At 64.4% G+C, this 13,392-nt stretch carries 11 protein-coding genes; 8 read left to right on the forward strand and 3 right to left on the reverse strand.

The window, feature by feature from the left end:
* The first annotated feature begins 58 nt into the window (after window positions 1-58).
* The 4 genes from E1809_RS11795 (at window position 59) to E1809_RS11810 (ending at window position 6,620) form a co-directional block, all read left to right on the forward strand.
* On the forward strand, window positions 59-1,564 hold the full coding sequence (locus E1809_RS11795; RefSeq protein ID WP_133204423.1) for a malate:quinone oxidoreductase: 1,506 nt from the start codon (window positions 59-61) through the stop codon (window positions 1,562-1,564).
* 63 nt (window positions 1,565-1,627) lie between these two features.
* Window positions 1,628-4,867, forward strand: coding sequence for an efflux RND transporter permease subunit (locus E1809_RS11800; protein WP_133204424.1), 3,240 nt, complete (start codon window positions 1,628-1,630; stop codon window positions 4,865-4,867).
* A gap of 167 nt (window positions 4,868-5,034) precedes the next feature.
* Entirely contained in the window at window positions 5,035-6,159 is a 1,125-nt protein-coding gene (locus E1809_RS11805; RefSeq protein WP_133204425.1) for an LLM class flavin-dependent oxidoreductase, read from the forward strand.
* Window positions 6,156-6,620, forward strand: a complete 465-nt coding sequence (locus E1809_RS11810) for a MarR family winged helix-turn-helix transcriptional regulator (protein ID WP_133204426.1) — start codon at window positions 6,156-6,158, stop codon at window positions 6,618-6,620. The genes E1809_RS11805 and E1809_RS11810 overlap by 4 nt, the downstream gene beginning before the upstream one ends.
* 83 nt (window positions 6,621-6,703) lie before the next feature.
* On the opposite strand, the gene E1809_RS11815 is transcribed toward E1809_RS11810, so the two are convergent.
* Both E1809_RS11815 and E1809_RS11820 read right to left on the reverse strand, forming a co-directional pair.
* Entirely contained in the window at window positions 6,704-7,510 is an 807-nt protein-coding gene (locus E1809_RS11815; RefSeq protein ID WP_133204466.1) for a transglutaminase-like domain-containing protein, read from the reverse strand.
* Window positions 7,511-7,578: 68 nt separating this feature from the next.
* The gene (locus E1809_RS11820) at window positions 7,579-8,397 is read right to left on the reverse strand and encodes a hypothetical protein (RefSeq protein ID WP_133204427.1); all 819 of its coding nucleotides are present in this window, start codon (window positions 8,395-8,397) and stop codon (window positions 7,579-7,581) included.
* 141 nt (window positions 8,398-8,538) lie between these two features.
* On the opposite strand from E1809_RS11820, the gene E1809_RS11825 reads away from it, so the two are divergent.
* The 3 genes from E1809_RS11825 (at window position 8,539) to E1809_RS11835 (ending at window position 10,649) form a co-directional block, all read left to right on the forward strand.
* Complete coding sequence (locus tag E1809_RS11825; protein ID WP_133204428.1) at window positions 8,539-9,207, forward strand: DUF1684 domain-containing protein; 669 nt, start codon at window positions 8,539-8,541, stop codon at window positions 9,205-9,207.
* A gap of 86 nt (window positions 9,208-9,293) precedes the next feature.
* Window positions 9,294-10,145, forward strand: a complete 852-nt coding sequence (locus E1809_RS11830; RefSeq protein ID WP_133204429.1) for a fumarylacetoacetate hydrolase family protein — start codon at window positions 9,294-9,296, stop codon at window positions 10,143-10,145.
* A 12-nt stretch (window positions 10,146-10,157) separates the two neighbouring features.
* A complete protein-coding gene (locus E1809_RS11835) occupies window positions 10,158-10,649 on the forward strand; it encodes a GtrA family protein (protein ID WP_133204430.1) in 492 nt (163 codons plus the stop codon).
* A gap of 361 nt (window positions 10,650-11,010) precedes the next feature.
* On the opposite strand, the gene E1809_RS11840 is transcribed toward E1809_RS11835, so the two are convergent.
* A complete protein-coding gene (locus E1809_RS11840; RefSeq protein WP_133204431.1) occupies window positions 11,011-11,682 on the reverse strand; it encodes a TetR family transcriptional regulator in 672 nt (223 codons plus the stop codon).
* 64 nt (window positions 11,683-11,746) lie between these two features.
* On the opposite strand from E1809_RS11840, the gene E1809_RS11845 reads away from it, so the two are divergent.
* The gene (locus E1809_RS11845; RefSeq protein WP_133204432.1) at window positions 11,747-13,300 is read left to right on the forward strand and encodes an MFS transporter; all 1,554 of its coding nucleotides are present in this window, start codon (window positions 11,747-11,749) and stop codon (window positions 13,298-13,300) included.
* The last annotated feature ends 92 nt before the right edge of the window (window positions 13,301-13,392 follow it).

Raw genomic sequence — 13,392 nt, forward strand, 5'->3', positions numbered from 1 at the left:
ATGTGCCACCGCGGGGATATTCTGTGACAGCCAGTGCCGCCGCTATCGGAGATAGATCGTGACCTTCATTTCCAAGACAAACCACGCTGACGTCGTCCTTATTGGGGGCGGAATCATGAGCGCAACCCTGGGCGCTTTCATCAAGCAACTCGAACCCAACTGGACCATCTCCCTTTTCGAGCAGCTCGACGAAGCCGGCCTTGAAAGCTCCGGCCCGTGGAACAACGCGGGAACCGGCCACGCCGCACTTTGTGAACTTAATTACTCCCCCGCGGCGAAGGACGGATCGGTCGACCCGTCCAAGGCCCTCCACATCAACGAGCAATTCCAGCTTTCCCGCCAGTTCTGGTCCCACCTCGTGGACAACAAACTGATCGGTTCCCCCAAGGGCTTCATCAACACGGTTCCGCACATGAGCTTTGTCATCGGCGACAAGCACGCGGACTTCCTCAAGACCAGATACGAGGCCCTCAAGCCCAACACCCTTTTCCGCAGCATGGAGTACTCGGAGGACCAGGCCCAGATCGCCAAGTGGGCTCCACTGATCATCAAGGGCCGCGACGCCAAGCAGCGCGTCGCCGCCACCCGCGCGGCCGAGGGCACCGACGTCGACTTCGGTGCCCTGACGCGTGAACTCACCACCTACCTCGCCAACAACGGCGTAGAGGTCAACTACGGGCACGACGTCACCAACATCAGCAGGGCGTCCGACGGCGGCTGGGACCTTTCGATCAAGTACCCGGCTTCCGGCGAGCACGGCCACATCCGCGCCAAGTTCGTCTTCGTGGGAGCCGGCGGCGGCGCCCTCCACCTGCTGCAGGCTTCGGGCATCCCCGAGAGCAAGGGATACGGCGGATTCCCGGTCTCGGGCCAGTTCTTCCGCTGCACCGACGAGTCCATCGCGGGCCAGCACAGCGCCAAGGTCTACGGCCAGGCTTCCGTGGGTGCCCCGCCCATGTCCGTCCCCCACTTGGATACCCGCTACGTCAACGGCAAGCGTTCACTCCTCTTCGGCCCCTACGCCGGGTTCTCCACGAACTTCCTGAAGTCCGGCAGCTACCTGGACCTTCCCTTGTCCATCCGCCCGGGCAACATCATCCCGATGCTCGCCGTGGCCAAGGACAACATGGACCTGACGGCCTACCTCATCAAGGAAGTGGCGAAGCGCCACGACGCCAAGGTCGAGGCGCTCCGTGAGTACTACCCGCAGGCTGAAGGCGGCAACTGGGAACTCATCACGGCCGGCCAGCGCGTGCAGATCATCAAGAAGGATTCGAAGAAGGGCGGCGTACTGCAGTTCGGCACCGAAGTCATCACGGCCCGGGACGGGTCCATCGGCGCACTGCTCGGAGCTTCCCCGGGCGCTTCCACCGCAGTTCCGATCATGATCGAGATGCTGCAGCGCTCCTTCCCCAAGAACTTCAAGGGCTGGCAGTCCAAGCTCAAGGAAATGATGCCTGGCTACGGCGTCAAGCTCAACGACAACCCGGAGCTCGCCACCGAGCTGGAAGAGAGCACGGCCCGCTCCCTGCAGCTTGAGGCCGTCGACGCCGTCCAGCGCTAGCAACCGTCCTGGCTACGGCCGGTTCCCGACACGAGACAGACCGTAGATCCAGGAGACAAGGCAATGTTCCGTCTGGCAAGGCTTTCACTCGCGAACAGGGCATTGATCGCGCTGATCACCGTCTTCGCGGCGGTGTTCGGCGTGATCACCATGTCTTCGCTCAAGCAGGAACTCATCCCTTCGGTCGAGTTTCCGCAGATTTCCGTGATTACGTCCATGGCGGGCGCTTCCCCGGACGTCGTTGACAAGCAGCTCAGCCGTCCCCTCGAGGCCGCCTTGAACAGCGTCGAGGGCTTGGAATCGACCACGTCGACGTCGCGGAGCGGTGTGTCGCAGATCACCATGGTCTTCACGTATGGTTCGGACCTGGACCGTGCCCGCAACCAGATCGATCGCGCCATCTCCAACGCCAAGCGGGTGCTGCCGGCCGACGTCGAACCCCAATCCTTCGCCGGCAACATCAGCGACTTCCCGATCGTGTACCTGGCGGCGTCGTCGGACAAACCGTTGAGCGAACTCAACACTGACTTGCAGCGGCTTAGCGTTCCCCGGCTCCAAAAACTCGACGGCGTGCGCAGCGCCGACGTGACGGGCGGCGCGACACAGCACATCCTGATCCAGCCCAAGGTTCCCGCCATGGCCGCGAGCGGCGCCTCGGTCCAGTCGATCGCCAGCGCCCTCAAGAACAACGGAACCCTGGTTCCCGCGGGAACCATCCAAGACCAAGGCAAGACCCTGTCGCTGCAGGTCGGGAGCCCGGTTGACTCCCTCGACGTCATCAAGGGCTTGCCGCTCACGGGAGCCAAGGCGGGCACGACCATCGGCGCCGTCGCAGACGTGAGCATTGAGGACGACGCCGCGACGTCCATCACCCGGACCAACGGAAAGCCCACGCTGGCGCTTTCCGTCACGAAAAAGCCCGACGGCGACACGGTCGCCATCTCACACGCCGTCCAGGACGCCATTCCCCAGATGGAAGCGGAACTCGGCTCCAACGCGCACTTCACCCCCGTGTTCGACCAAGCCCCCTACATTGAGAAGTCCATCAAGGACCTCACCACGGAAGGGCTCCTCGGGCTCGGTTTCGCCGTGGCCGTGATCCTTGTCTTCCTGATGTCCGTGCGTTCCACGCTGGTGACAGCCGTATCCATCCCGTTGTCCCTGCTCATCACCTTCATCGGGATCTTCGCGACGCACTACTCCCTCAATATCCTCACGCTCGGGGCCCTGACTATCGCGATCGGCCGCGTGGTGGACGATTCAATCGTGGTGATCGAGAACATCAAGCGCCATTTGAGCTACGGAGAGCACAAGCTCGCAGCGATCCTCAATTCCATCCGGGAAGTGGCCGGCGCCATCACGGCGTCGACGCTGACGACAGTCGCGGTCTTCCTACCGATCGCCTTTGTGGGCGACCTGGCCGGCGAACTGTTCCGGCCTTTCGCCCTGACAGTCACCATTGCACTCCTGTCCTCGCTCCTGGTGTCCCTCACGATTGTTCCGGTTCTGGCTTACTGGTTCCTCAAGTCGCCTTCCCCGTCGGAAGCCGCCGAGGACGTCGTCCGTGCCGAAAAGGCCCGCGCCGCAGCGCATGAGGCCGAGCAACGCAGCATCCTGCAGCGTGGCTACTTGCCCATCCTGGCCAAGACCCAGAAACACCCGGTCCTCACCATCGTGGCCGCGGTGCTGGTCCTGGGCGGCACGGCGGCCATATCTCCCCTCCTTGCGACAGACTTGCTCGGCGACTCGGGCCAGAACAGCATGACCGTGCGCCAAGTCCTTCCCGCGGGCACAAGCCTTGACCAGACCAGCGCCGCCGCAGAAAAGGTCGAATCGGTCCTGAAGGGCATTGACGGCATCAAGGACGTCCAGGTCACCTCCGGCAATGCCCAGACCGGCTTCGCCGCGCTGACGTCCAGCGGAGCGTCCAATTCGTCATTCACGGTGGTGACCGACGAAAAAGCCGACCAGCAGAAATTGCAGGAGACGGTCCGGACCCGGCTAGCTGATGCTTCGGCCGCGGGAAAGATCACGGTCGGGTCCCAACAGGGTGGCCTGGGAACGTCGTCGAGCGTTGATATCACCATCAACGCGGCCACCTCGACCGACCTCAAGACGGCCAGTGATGCCGTCGTCAAGGCAATGGACGGCGTGCCGGGCAGTTCCGAAGTTGACACCAACCTTGACGCAAGCGCCTCCGTGGTGCAGGTTCGCGTGGACCGTGCCAAAGCCGTCGCTGCAGGGCTGAATGAGGAACAGGTTGCCGGTGTCCTCGCCGCGACCGTCAGCCCCGTCCCGGCGGGCACGGTCCGCATCGACACGACCGACTTCCCGGTACAGATCGGCGAGGGGACCCATTTCACCAGCATCGCCGATGTCAGGGCGATCAACATCCCGACGCCGGTGGGCCCGGTACCGCTGTCAAGTATCGCGTCCGTGGATCAAGTGGACACTCCGGTCACCATCACGAGCAGCAACGGGCAGCGCACCGCCACGGTGACCATTACGCCGTCGGGGTCCAACCTTGGCGCGGTCAGCGCAACGGTCAAGGACCGCCTGGCGTCCGTCCAACTTCCGGCGGGCGTCACGGCGACGATTGGCGGGGCGACCACCCAGCAGGCCGATTCGTTCAAGCAATTGGGCCTCGCACTGCTTGCCGCGGTCGCAATCGTCTACGTGATCATGGTGGCCGCCTTTAAGTCGCTTATACAGCCCCTCATCTTGTTGGTGTCCGTGCCTTTCGCCGCGACGGGAGCTATCGCTTTGCTCCTGGTGACGGGTGTTCCGCTCGGCCTGCCCGCACTGATCGGGATGCTGATGCTGGTGGGCATCGTGGTCACGAATGCGATTGTGTTGATCGACCTCATCAACCAATACCGAAAACCCCACGACGGCACCCCGGGAATGAGCGTGGCCGAGGCGATCACGCACGGCGCCCGCCAACGCTTGCGCCCCATCCTGATGACCGCCCTAGCCACGGTGTTCGCCTTGACTCCGATGGCGCTAGGCATCACGGGTGGAGGCGGCTTCATTTCCCGGCCACTGGCCATCGTGGTTATCGGCGGCCTTGTTTCGTCGACGGCGCTGACCCTCGTCCTGGTGCCCGTCCTCTACAAGTTGGTGGAGGGCCGCCGCGAAAAGAAGGCCCTGCTCAAGGTACTGATCCATCGCCCCGACGTCACTAAGGGCGACGGGGCGAAGGACGGCGGACCGGCCAACGCCCAAGGCGAGCAATTGGACTGGACGACGGGAATGGTTCCGAAGATCAGTGGCCGCCGGTCCGCGTCCGGATCCGCCGAGTAGATCCGCAGGATAGGGCACTAGGACAGGCCGCAGGGAACCGCCGAGGCACCGGGAACAAATAGCTGCCCAGCCCTGTTACAGCCATCGATACATGCAAATGCATCTATCTTGGGATAGACTGTTGGTAGGTCCTCAACACCAGCAGGGCAGGCAGAAAGGCAAACATCATGGAGATCGGCGTATTCAGCGTCAGCGACATCACCACTGACCCCACCACGGGCCGGACCCCCACCGAGAACGAACGCATCAAGGCATCCGTGGCCATCGCCAAGAAGGTCGAAGAGATCGGCATGGACGTCTACGCGATCGGCGAGCACCACAACCGCCCGTTCTTCTCGTCCTCCCCCACTACCACCCTGGCCTACATCGCGGCGCAGACCGAACGCATCACCCTGTCTACCGCCACCACCCTGATCACCACCAACGATCCCGTCAAGGTCGCGGAAGACTTCGCGATGCTCCAGCACTTGGCGGACGGCCGCGTGGACCTCATCATGGGCCGGGGAAATACGGCGCCCGTGTACCCGTGGTTCGGCAAGAACATCCAGGACGGGATCGAACTCGCGATCGAGAACTACTCGCTCCTCCGCCGGCTCTGGGATGAAGACACCGTGAACTGGAGCGGCAAGTTCCGCACGCCGCTGCAGAACTTCACGTCCACGCCCCGGCCGCTCGACGGCGTCGCGCCCTTCGTGTGGCACGGATCCATCCGCAGCCCGCAGATCGCGGAACTCGCCGCCTACTACGGTGACGGCTTCTTCGCGAACAACATCTTCTGGCCCAAGGAGCACTACCAGCAGCTCATCGGCCTGTACCGCGAGCGCTTCGAGCACTACGGCCACGGCAACGCGGACCAGGCCATCGTGGGACTCGGCGGGCAGTTCTTCATGCGCAAGAATTCGCAGGACGCGGTGAAGGAGTTCCGTCCGTACTTCGACAACGCTCCGGTCTACGGCCACGGTCCGTCACTGGAGGACTTCACGTCCCAGACGCCGTTGACGGTCGGCAGCCCGCAGGAAGTCATCGAAAAGACGCTCACGTTCCGCGATTACTTCGGCGACTACCAGCGCCAGTTGTTCCTCGTGGACCACGCGGGACTGCCGCTCAAGACGGTCCTGGAGCAATTGGACCTCTTCGGTGAAGAAGTCCTGCCGGTCCTGCGGAAGGAATTCGCGGCCCGCAAGCCGGCCCACGTCCCGGACGCCCCAACGCATGCATCACGGGTGGCGGCGTCGGCCCTGGCTGCCGCGGCTGAAGACGCCGTTGCCCACGCCTCCGGGGGGACCGCGTGACCACCAAGGCGGCAACTTCGTCGTCGGTACGCCTCGCCGCCGAAACCTGGGAGTCGTTGTTCCGCTCCCAGGTGGCGGTGATGCGCCGGCTCCAAGCGGGGAAGGCCTTCAAGAGGCTTCCCATCAAGGAGTACGACGTCTTGTTCACGCTCTCGCGCTGCCCTACCGGCAAGCTCCGCTTGAACGAGATCAATGACCACGTGCTCCTTAGCCAATCCAGCCTGAGCCGGTTGGTCGAGCGGCTGGAGAAGCGGGGGCTCCTGGAGCGCAGCGTCGCCCCCGACGACGGCCGCGGGATCCTGCTGGGGCTGACCGACGCGGGGCGCGAGCTTCAGAAGGAGATCGGCCGCGAGCACGTGCGCGATATCGCCGAGCTCGTGGCCCCCGCCCTGACGGCGGAGGAACAGCGGGAGCTCCTGCGGCTCACAGAGAAGCTGCAGGCGTTCGTAGCGGGCAAGTAGCGGCGCAGGTCCGTAGCGGCGCGCAGGCGCGTTCCCGCCGTCGTCGTCGGTTCCCGGTTCGGCTGGACCCCGGTCCGCGCCCGTCAGCGCAGGATGACGAGCTGGTCCGGATCTTCTTCCGGCAGCTCGTCGGCGACGTCGGCGGTGACTTTCAACGTCTTCAACGAGAGGCTCCCGCCCACCGTGGAAAGGAACGCCGTGTCCGATGAGTCCCGTCCGGCCGTGATCCGCAGCATGGCTTCACGGGGAGCAAGGCCCGTGGGGTCGATGACGTACCAGGTTCCATCGATGTTGGCTTCGGCCACTGCGTGGAAATCCATGGGGCTGAGTCCCGGCGCGTAGACCGCGGTGAGGCGGGCCGGAATGTCCTTGGAGCGCAGGAGGGCGATGGCCAGGTGCGCGAAGTCGCGGCACACTCCCTTGCGGTGCAGGAGCGTCTCGACGGCGCCATCCGTTCCTCGCGACGAACCGCTGACGTACCTGAGTTCGCCGTTGACCCAGTTCCTGACGGCGTGCAACAGCTCCTCGCCGTGCAGCCCGCCGAACTCGGCGTACGACGTCGGGAGGAGCCGGTCCGATTCGGCGTAGCGGCTGGGACGGACGTACCGGATGAGTTCCATCCGTGAGGAAGCGTCAGGGACGCCGAAACCGCGGACCGACGCCTGGTAATCCACGGTGACTTCACTCGGTTCGTCGAATTCCATGTAGTGGAAGCGACCGCCGTGGTGGTCGGTCAATTCGGTCAGGGGAACGGCTTCGCCTTCAACCGTGACGGAAAGTTCCTCAGTCATCGATTCGTAGCCTGGGTTGTTTGCTACAGCGATTGCCATGGCCACTTTGGTGCTGGCGACGGTCTTGAAAACGAGCTTGGCGGAAACGTTGCGTTCCATGGATCTCCGGGAGGGTTGCGGCTGGACATCCCCCATGTCGCCGATCTGCTGGTGCGTCAATCGCGGTTCTACAGATTGACCTTCAGAGACAGTAGCATCCGTTGGACGTTGGCGAATTCCGAGCTATCGTCCACGTACTTTGCGGCCTGGTCAAGGGTGTCGAAGGACTTCGCCGGAGCGACCACTTCGTCCGTGGCAAATGCGTGGATGGCGGACATGTCCCCGAAAGAGTAATTGCCTTTGCCGGCCGGAGCCGCCACGAGGTTGCGAAGTTCGCAGGCCTTGCCATCAGTCCCCGCCACCATGTTGGTAATCCCGTATGAACCGAAGAATTTGTACCCCTGGATGACGCGGAACACCACGTGCGGGGGAATCGTGGAATCGCTGTCCGCGTGCGGAAGGTCGACAGGGACGCTGCTGACCACCACGTAGGGCCGCTTTGCGGCGTCGTCGCACGCTGCCGGACTTGCTGCGGGCAAACCGGTCTCCAAGGTTGCCATGTAGGTGCCTTTGGAATCCTTGACCACGATCTTGAGGGCGCCCGGCAAAGTGCCGGCGTCGGGCGCGAGCGATTGTGCGATCCAGTCGCTCGGGAGGTCGAAGCTGACTGTCTTGGCGGCGTCCGTGTAGGTCTTCCAAGCAGCGGCGGTGGCACCGGAAGTTGCCGCGCCGGCCGAGGGGCTGCTGGCGCCCGCGCTGGCTGAGGGACTGCCGGAAGCGCCCGACGGCGGGACCGCGCCAGCGCCGCTCGGGCCCGGTGCCGTACTGGTTCCGGCCGTCCACGTCGAACCGGCCTTGCCATCGGCACTGCAGCCCGCAGCGGCGATGGCAACGACGGCCGCCAGGACGGCTATTGAAAAACTCAACGGAATCCGCTTCGCTCCCATGGGCAACAGCCTAGCGGCGGACGGACCCGGTCCGGTCTTGCCGTGCCGCGTTTTGCTCCACGGCTGAGTCGGTAGCGGAGACCACAGCGGGGTCAAGTAGCGCACACCACAGGGTCGCGGCGCGAGGACTAGGCTGGACGCATGGATCCCGATCAGCGCGAAGAGGACGAAAACAGTGTGGCGGGAATCTCCGCCGTGGACATAGCCGACTGGCGCCTGCGGACGTTCGCGCTCTATGACCAGGTCCGGAAGATCGCCGTCGGAGATCCTTTCCAAGCCCACGTGTATTGGCGCCAGGAGCGGGACCGCATGTTCGGAACGCATCCAGCGTCGGCCTTGACAGCTGCGGCCAAGGCGAACTTCTCCGGGCTGCGCACCGCCGACTACGATCCCCGTTTTCGCCGCTTCGCGTCGCTCTCTCCCGAAGGCGCCGGGCAGGAGATGAATGTCCAGACCGGTACCGACGGCGTTGTGCCGTTCGTCCGCTTGGGTACCTTCGACCTCGACGACCTCGGGTCCCTCGCGGTGTGGCGCCTCCGCAGCTACGGAGGCGGGATCTTTGTGCCCTTCCGGGATGCGACGGCGGGCAAACCTGGAGGAAGCTACGGCGCCGGCCGGTACCTTCTGGACACCATCAAGGGCGCCCACCACGGCCTGCGCGGTTCGGGGCAGCAGGAGTTCATCCTCGATTTCAACTTCGCCTACAACCCGTCCTGTGCGTACAACGAGGCGTGGGCATGTCCCTTGGCCGGGCCCGCGAACCGCCTCGCGGCGGACATCCCGGTGGGCGAGCTTTACGTGCCGGACTGAGCAGCCTCCGGCTGCAGCAGGCATCGCCGGACCTAAGACCGGCCAGCAGTACCGTACCGACCCCTCACAGGACGTAGGATGTCTTCATGACTTCCTCACGCCCCCGCCGGATCGCCCGGGTCCGGCCCGTCCATCCCGCGTCGCCGGACGAACAGTTTTTCGTGGCGAACGACGCCGCGGATTTCCATTCCGCAGACGGCAGGAAGTGGACGGTGGTCGAAACTCCATTCCCTGGCTCTCCCGCAAACGCCGGCAGCCCTGCACGAACAGGATGGGAGCCAGGCGCCGAGGTGCTTGAGGACGGGTTCGTCTTCCTTGCACCGTCCGTTCCCGCGAACGTCCTGGGCATGGCGCACAACACCGGCCAGCCCGGCAGGGACTTGCCGGCCCAAGCGTTCCACAAGGCCGCAACGAGCGTCATCGGCCCCGGCGAGGCCATCGAGATCGGCGCGGATGTGGGACACGTAGACCCCGAAGCCGAGCTGACCGTCGTCGTCGGCCGGAAGGCCCGCGGCTTGACCCTCGACAATGCCCGCACGGCGATCCTCGGATTCACGATCGGCAACGACGTCTCCGCCCGGGATCTGCAGAAGAGCGATGAACTGTGGATCAGCGCGAAAAGCCAGGACACCTTCACGCCGACGGGACCATGGATCGTCACCGATCTTGACGAGGGCGACGTTTCGATCGCGGTTGTACACAACGGCCAGGAGCTGCGCGCGGCCAGTTCCGCGGACCTCGGCTGGAAGGTGGGCGAAATCCTCGTCTACCTCAGTTCGTTCATGACATTGCACCCCGGCGACCTCGTGCTCACCGGCTTTCCGGCCGAGAGCGCGCGGATCCTTCCGGGGGACATCGTGACCTGCAAAATCGGCGGAATCGGCGAGCTGAGCAATCCCGTCACAGCTACTTCATGGGAGAAATACAGTTTGATGTGACAGGCTTGGCCCATGGATTCGTCAGTTGCACCCGTCACCGCATCGCGGCAGGAGTCCCATGTCCTCCCACCGGCGGGCGAGCAGCTCAAGGGCCTCATGCGCTATCCGGTGGTCCGGCAACTCGTGCGGTTCACCGGCGTCGGGATCGTCTGCACGGCGTCGTCGCTGGGCCTCTACGCGGTGTCCCGTCCATGGATGGGGCCGCAATTGGCGAACGCGGCCGCGCTCATCATCACGTCGCTCATGAACACCGCCTTGAACCGGCGGCTGACCTTCAAGATCAGCGGCAAGCAGAAGAGAACCCGGGACCACGTGAACGGGCTGATCGTCATTGCGGTCGCGTTGGTCATCACCGGCGGAAGCCTGGCCGTGCTGCACGCCTTCCGTCCCGAGGCCACCGTTACCGAGGACCTGTTGACCACCACGTTGTCCGGATTCTTCGCCACGGCCGTCCGTTTCTCGATGCTGCGGCACTGGATTTTCCGGCGGGCCCGCAACGCGTGACCGCTGGCCGGCACGCGCCCGGCGCCTGCCGAACTTAGCATGTGAATTGCAGCGATAGGTGACAGCATCTTCGCGTCGCTACATGTCGCGTCTCTGATGCGGGTAGGCCGGCAGCCTACCGGACGCGCTTAGTGCCCGATGCAGCTGTCCGGTGACTGTTGGCACTCGATGTTGACTGCTCCCGCGTGTTGTCGCAGGTCGTCGAGCTTCAGGAGGGCTACGTCGGAGCAGTGCTGATGCGTCACGACCCGGCTGGTGCCTGGACAGGGGCCGTCGCCGGATTAAGAATTACCGCCAAATAGCGATCAAATCCACACCTTTCCGGGCACCGACAGCCCGCAGCAGTGGAAGGGACGCCGGCCTAGCGGGAGTGTGGAATGGCGAACCCGGTGGGGAATCCTTGTTTTAGAAGCTCGAGCCCGACCGTGAGGGCGTCGAGGAAAGTGGTGCGATCCAGGGGTGTCTCGGCGGCCAGAGTGAAAAGGGGCGCGACCGCCGCTCCGGCTGCGGCCACGAGCATTGCGGCGTAGACGCGAGGGCGGGGGTCCCCGGGCGGCGTGTTGAGGCGGCGGGCGATGAATTCTCTCGCGTCATCGAGGGGCCGCATGGCTGTCATCAGGGCGACCGTTGTGCGCAGTTCCGGCGTGCTGGCCACCAATTGGGCCCGGGCCTGTTCCACGGCCCACTCCTCGGGAGTGAGGTCTTTGAACACGGCGGTGAGCGCGGCCTCGTAGGTGTCGATGATGCTTAGGTCATCGGATGCCTGGGCCAGGTACGCGGCGACGGTCTCGTCCTGCAGGTCGGTCAGGAGGACTGCTTCCTTGGTGGGAAAGTAGCGGAAGAACGTTCGGGGCGACACTTCCGCGGCATCTGCGATTTCTTCGATGGTGGTGCCCGCGAATCCGTTCGCGCTCATCAGCCGGATGGCAGCCGCCTGCAGCGCCTTCTGGGTCTTGCGTTTCTTGCGTTCGCGCAGGCCCTCGCCCGCTGCCATCACCATGGAAACAACAATACCAAGAATGCCAATTGGCATGAGACGCCATCTGGCATATACTGACAAATAACTCTAACTGACGTATTTGCGTGGAGGGTGTGAGATGCGTACTTCATCCAAATGGCTGGCCTTGGCCGCATTCAGCCTGTCCACCCTCGTCATCGGTCTGGACGCGACCGTTCTGGCGGTGGCGCTGCCGACACTGGCCCGGGCTCTCAACGCGACCCAGTCCGAACTGCAGTGGTTCAGTACCGCTTTCCTGCTGACCGTTGCCGGAGGAATGCTTCCGGCGAGCGTGATCGCTGACCGTGCTGGCCGCAAGAAGACGCTATTGGCCGCGCTGGTCATCTTCGGCGGAAGTGCCCTGTGGTCGGCCTACGTGACGGGGCCCGGGCAGCTCATTGCGGCGCGGGCGATCATGGGCTTCGCCGCCGCGCTGATCTCGGTGGTCACTCTCGGCGTGATCCCGGTTTTGTTCGACTCCGCCGAACGGGGGAAGGCGATCGGAGTCATGATGGTGGCCACCTTCCTTGGCCTGCCGATCGGGCCCCTTCTGGGCGGGTGGATCTTGACAAACTTCTGGTGGGGCTGGATCTTCCTGATGAACGTGCCGGTCGCCGGACTGGCTTTCGTGCTCGTGCTGACACTTGTGCCGGAGTCCAGGCCAGACACGCCCGGCCCGCTTGACCTCATCGGCTTGGTCCTTAGCATCGGCGGCTTGACTGCACTGTGCTACGGGTTCGTGCGCGCAGGAAGTAATGGCTGGGCAGACCTTGAGGCGCTCACATGGATCGGCAGCGGCGTAGTCACGCTGGTCCTCGTCGCGGGGTGGGAGCAGCACATGGCCGCCACCGGCCAAGCCCCGCTTATTGCGCCCTCGCTGTTCCGGCTCCGCGGGTTCACTGCCGGCACCCTCGTACCGTGGATCGGCCAGTTCGCGCTGGTCGGAATGTTGTTCATCCTGCCTATGTACGGGCAGGCGGTCCGGAGCGAGGATGCCATGGGCTCGGGAATCCGGCTGCTCCCGCTCATCGCGGGATTCATCGTTGCGGCGGTCCTTGGCGACCGTCTGGCGAAACTGCTCGGCCCCAAGGCGGTCGCGACAGGCGGCTACTTGATCATGGCGGTGGGTGTCTTTCTTGGGGCGCGGATGACCGCTGTCTCCAGCGACCTCTATGTTGCAGTCTGGCTCGCCATCGCCGGACTCGGCATGGGACTCGGGCTCGTCACGGCGGCATCCGTCGCGCTGCGGTATGTCCCGGCAGACAAGGCAAACCAGGCATCCGCCGTGTTTCAGGCACTGCAGAAGACCGGAGGTCCGCTCGGGGCCGCGGTAATCGGCAGCGCTCTGAGCCAGGCGTACCAACAGCACCTTGCCCTGCCACCGGACCTGCCCGGGGGTATGACAGATACGATCAAGTCGGGTGTCTTTCAAGGCTTGGCCGTCGCCGACCGGGTGCCCCTCGTCCGCAGTGCCGTCCGTGACGCATTCGACACCGGCATGGCAACAACGCTCTGGATCTGCGTTGGCATCGCAATCGCCGCCGCACTGGCGGCGTTAGTCCTCTTGCCCGGTCGTGTCGACACAGCGGACCGCACCGCACCGACGTCAGCCCCCGAGATGCGACATTCGCGAAATCCAGCGCCCGGAGTTTGAACAAGCTCGCGAAGGAACGCAAACGCAGGTTCCGCGGAACCGCGGGCTACCGAATCATCACGCTTAATGGCAGCTATCAGTTGGCGCGCTGC

It is taken from the genome of Arthrobacter terricola (assembly GCF_004354015.1).
Taxonomy (GTDB): Bacteria; Actinomycetota; Actinomycetes; order Actinomycetales; family Micrococcaceae; genus Arthrobacter; species Arthrobacter terricola.

What these genes read in the sequence shown, in the direction of transcription:
- E1809_RS11830 (WP_133204429.1), top strand. Translation starts at nt 9,294, where the DNA reads ATGACTTCCTCACGCCCCCGCCGGATCGCCCGGGTCCGGCCCGTCCAT.
- E1809_RS11805 (WP_133204425.1), top strand. Translation starts at nt 5,035, where the DNA reads ATGGAGATCGGCGTATTCAGCGTCAGCGACATCACCACTGACCCCACC.
- E1809_RS11845 (WP_133204432.1), top strand. Translation starts at nt 11,747, where the DNA reads ATGCGTACTTCATCCAAATGGCTGGCCTTGGCCGCATTCAGCCTGTCC.
- E1809_RS11820 (WP_133204427.1), bottom strand. Translation starts at nt 8,397, where the DNA reads ATGGGAGCGAAGCGGATTCCGTTGAGTTTTTCAATAGCCGTCCTGGCG.
- E1809_RS11825 (WP_133204428.1), top strand. Translation starts at nt 8,539, where the DNA reads ATGGATCCCGATCAGCGCGAAGAGGACGAAAACAGTGTGGCGGGAATC.
- E1809_RS11800 (WP_133204424.1), top strand. Translation starts at nt 1,628, where the DNA reads ATGTTCCGTCTGGCAAGGCTTTCACTCGCGAACAGGGCATTGATCGCG.
- E1809_RS11835 (WP_133204430.1), top strand. Translation starts at nt 10,158, where the DNA reads ATGGATTCGTCAGTTGCACCCGTCACCGCATCGCGGCAGGAGTCCCAT.
- E1809_RS11815 (WP_133204466.1), bottom strand. Translation starts at nt 7,510, where the DNA reads ATGGAACGCAACGTTTCCGCCAAGCTCGTTTTCAAGACCGTCGCCAGC.
- E1809_RS11840 (WP_133204431.1), bottom strand. Translation starts at nt 11,682, where the DNA reads ATGCCAATTGGCATTCTTGGTATTGTTGTTTCCATGGTGATGGCAGCG.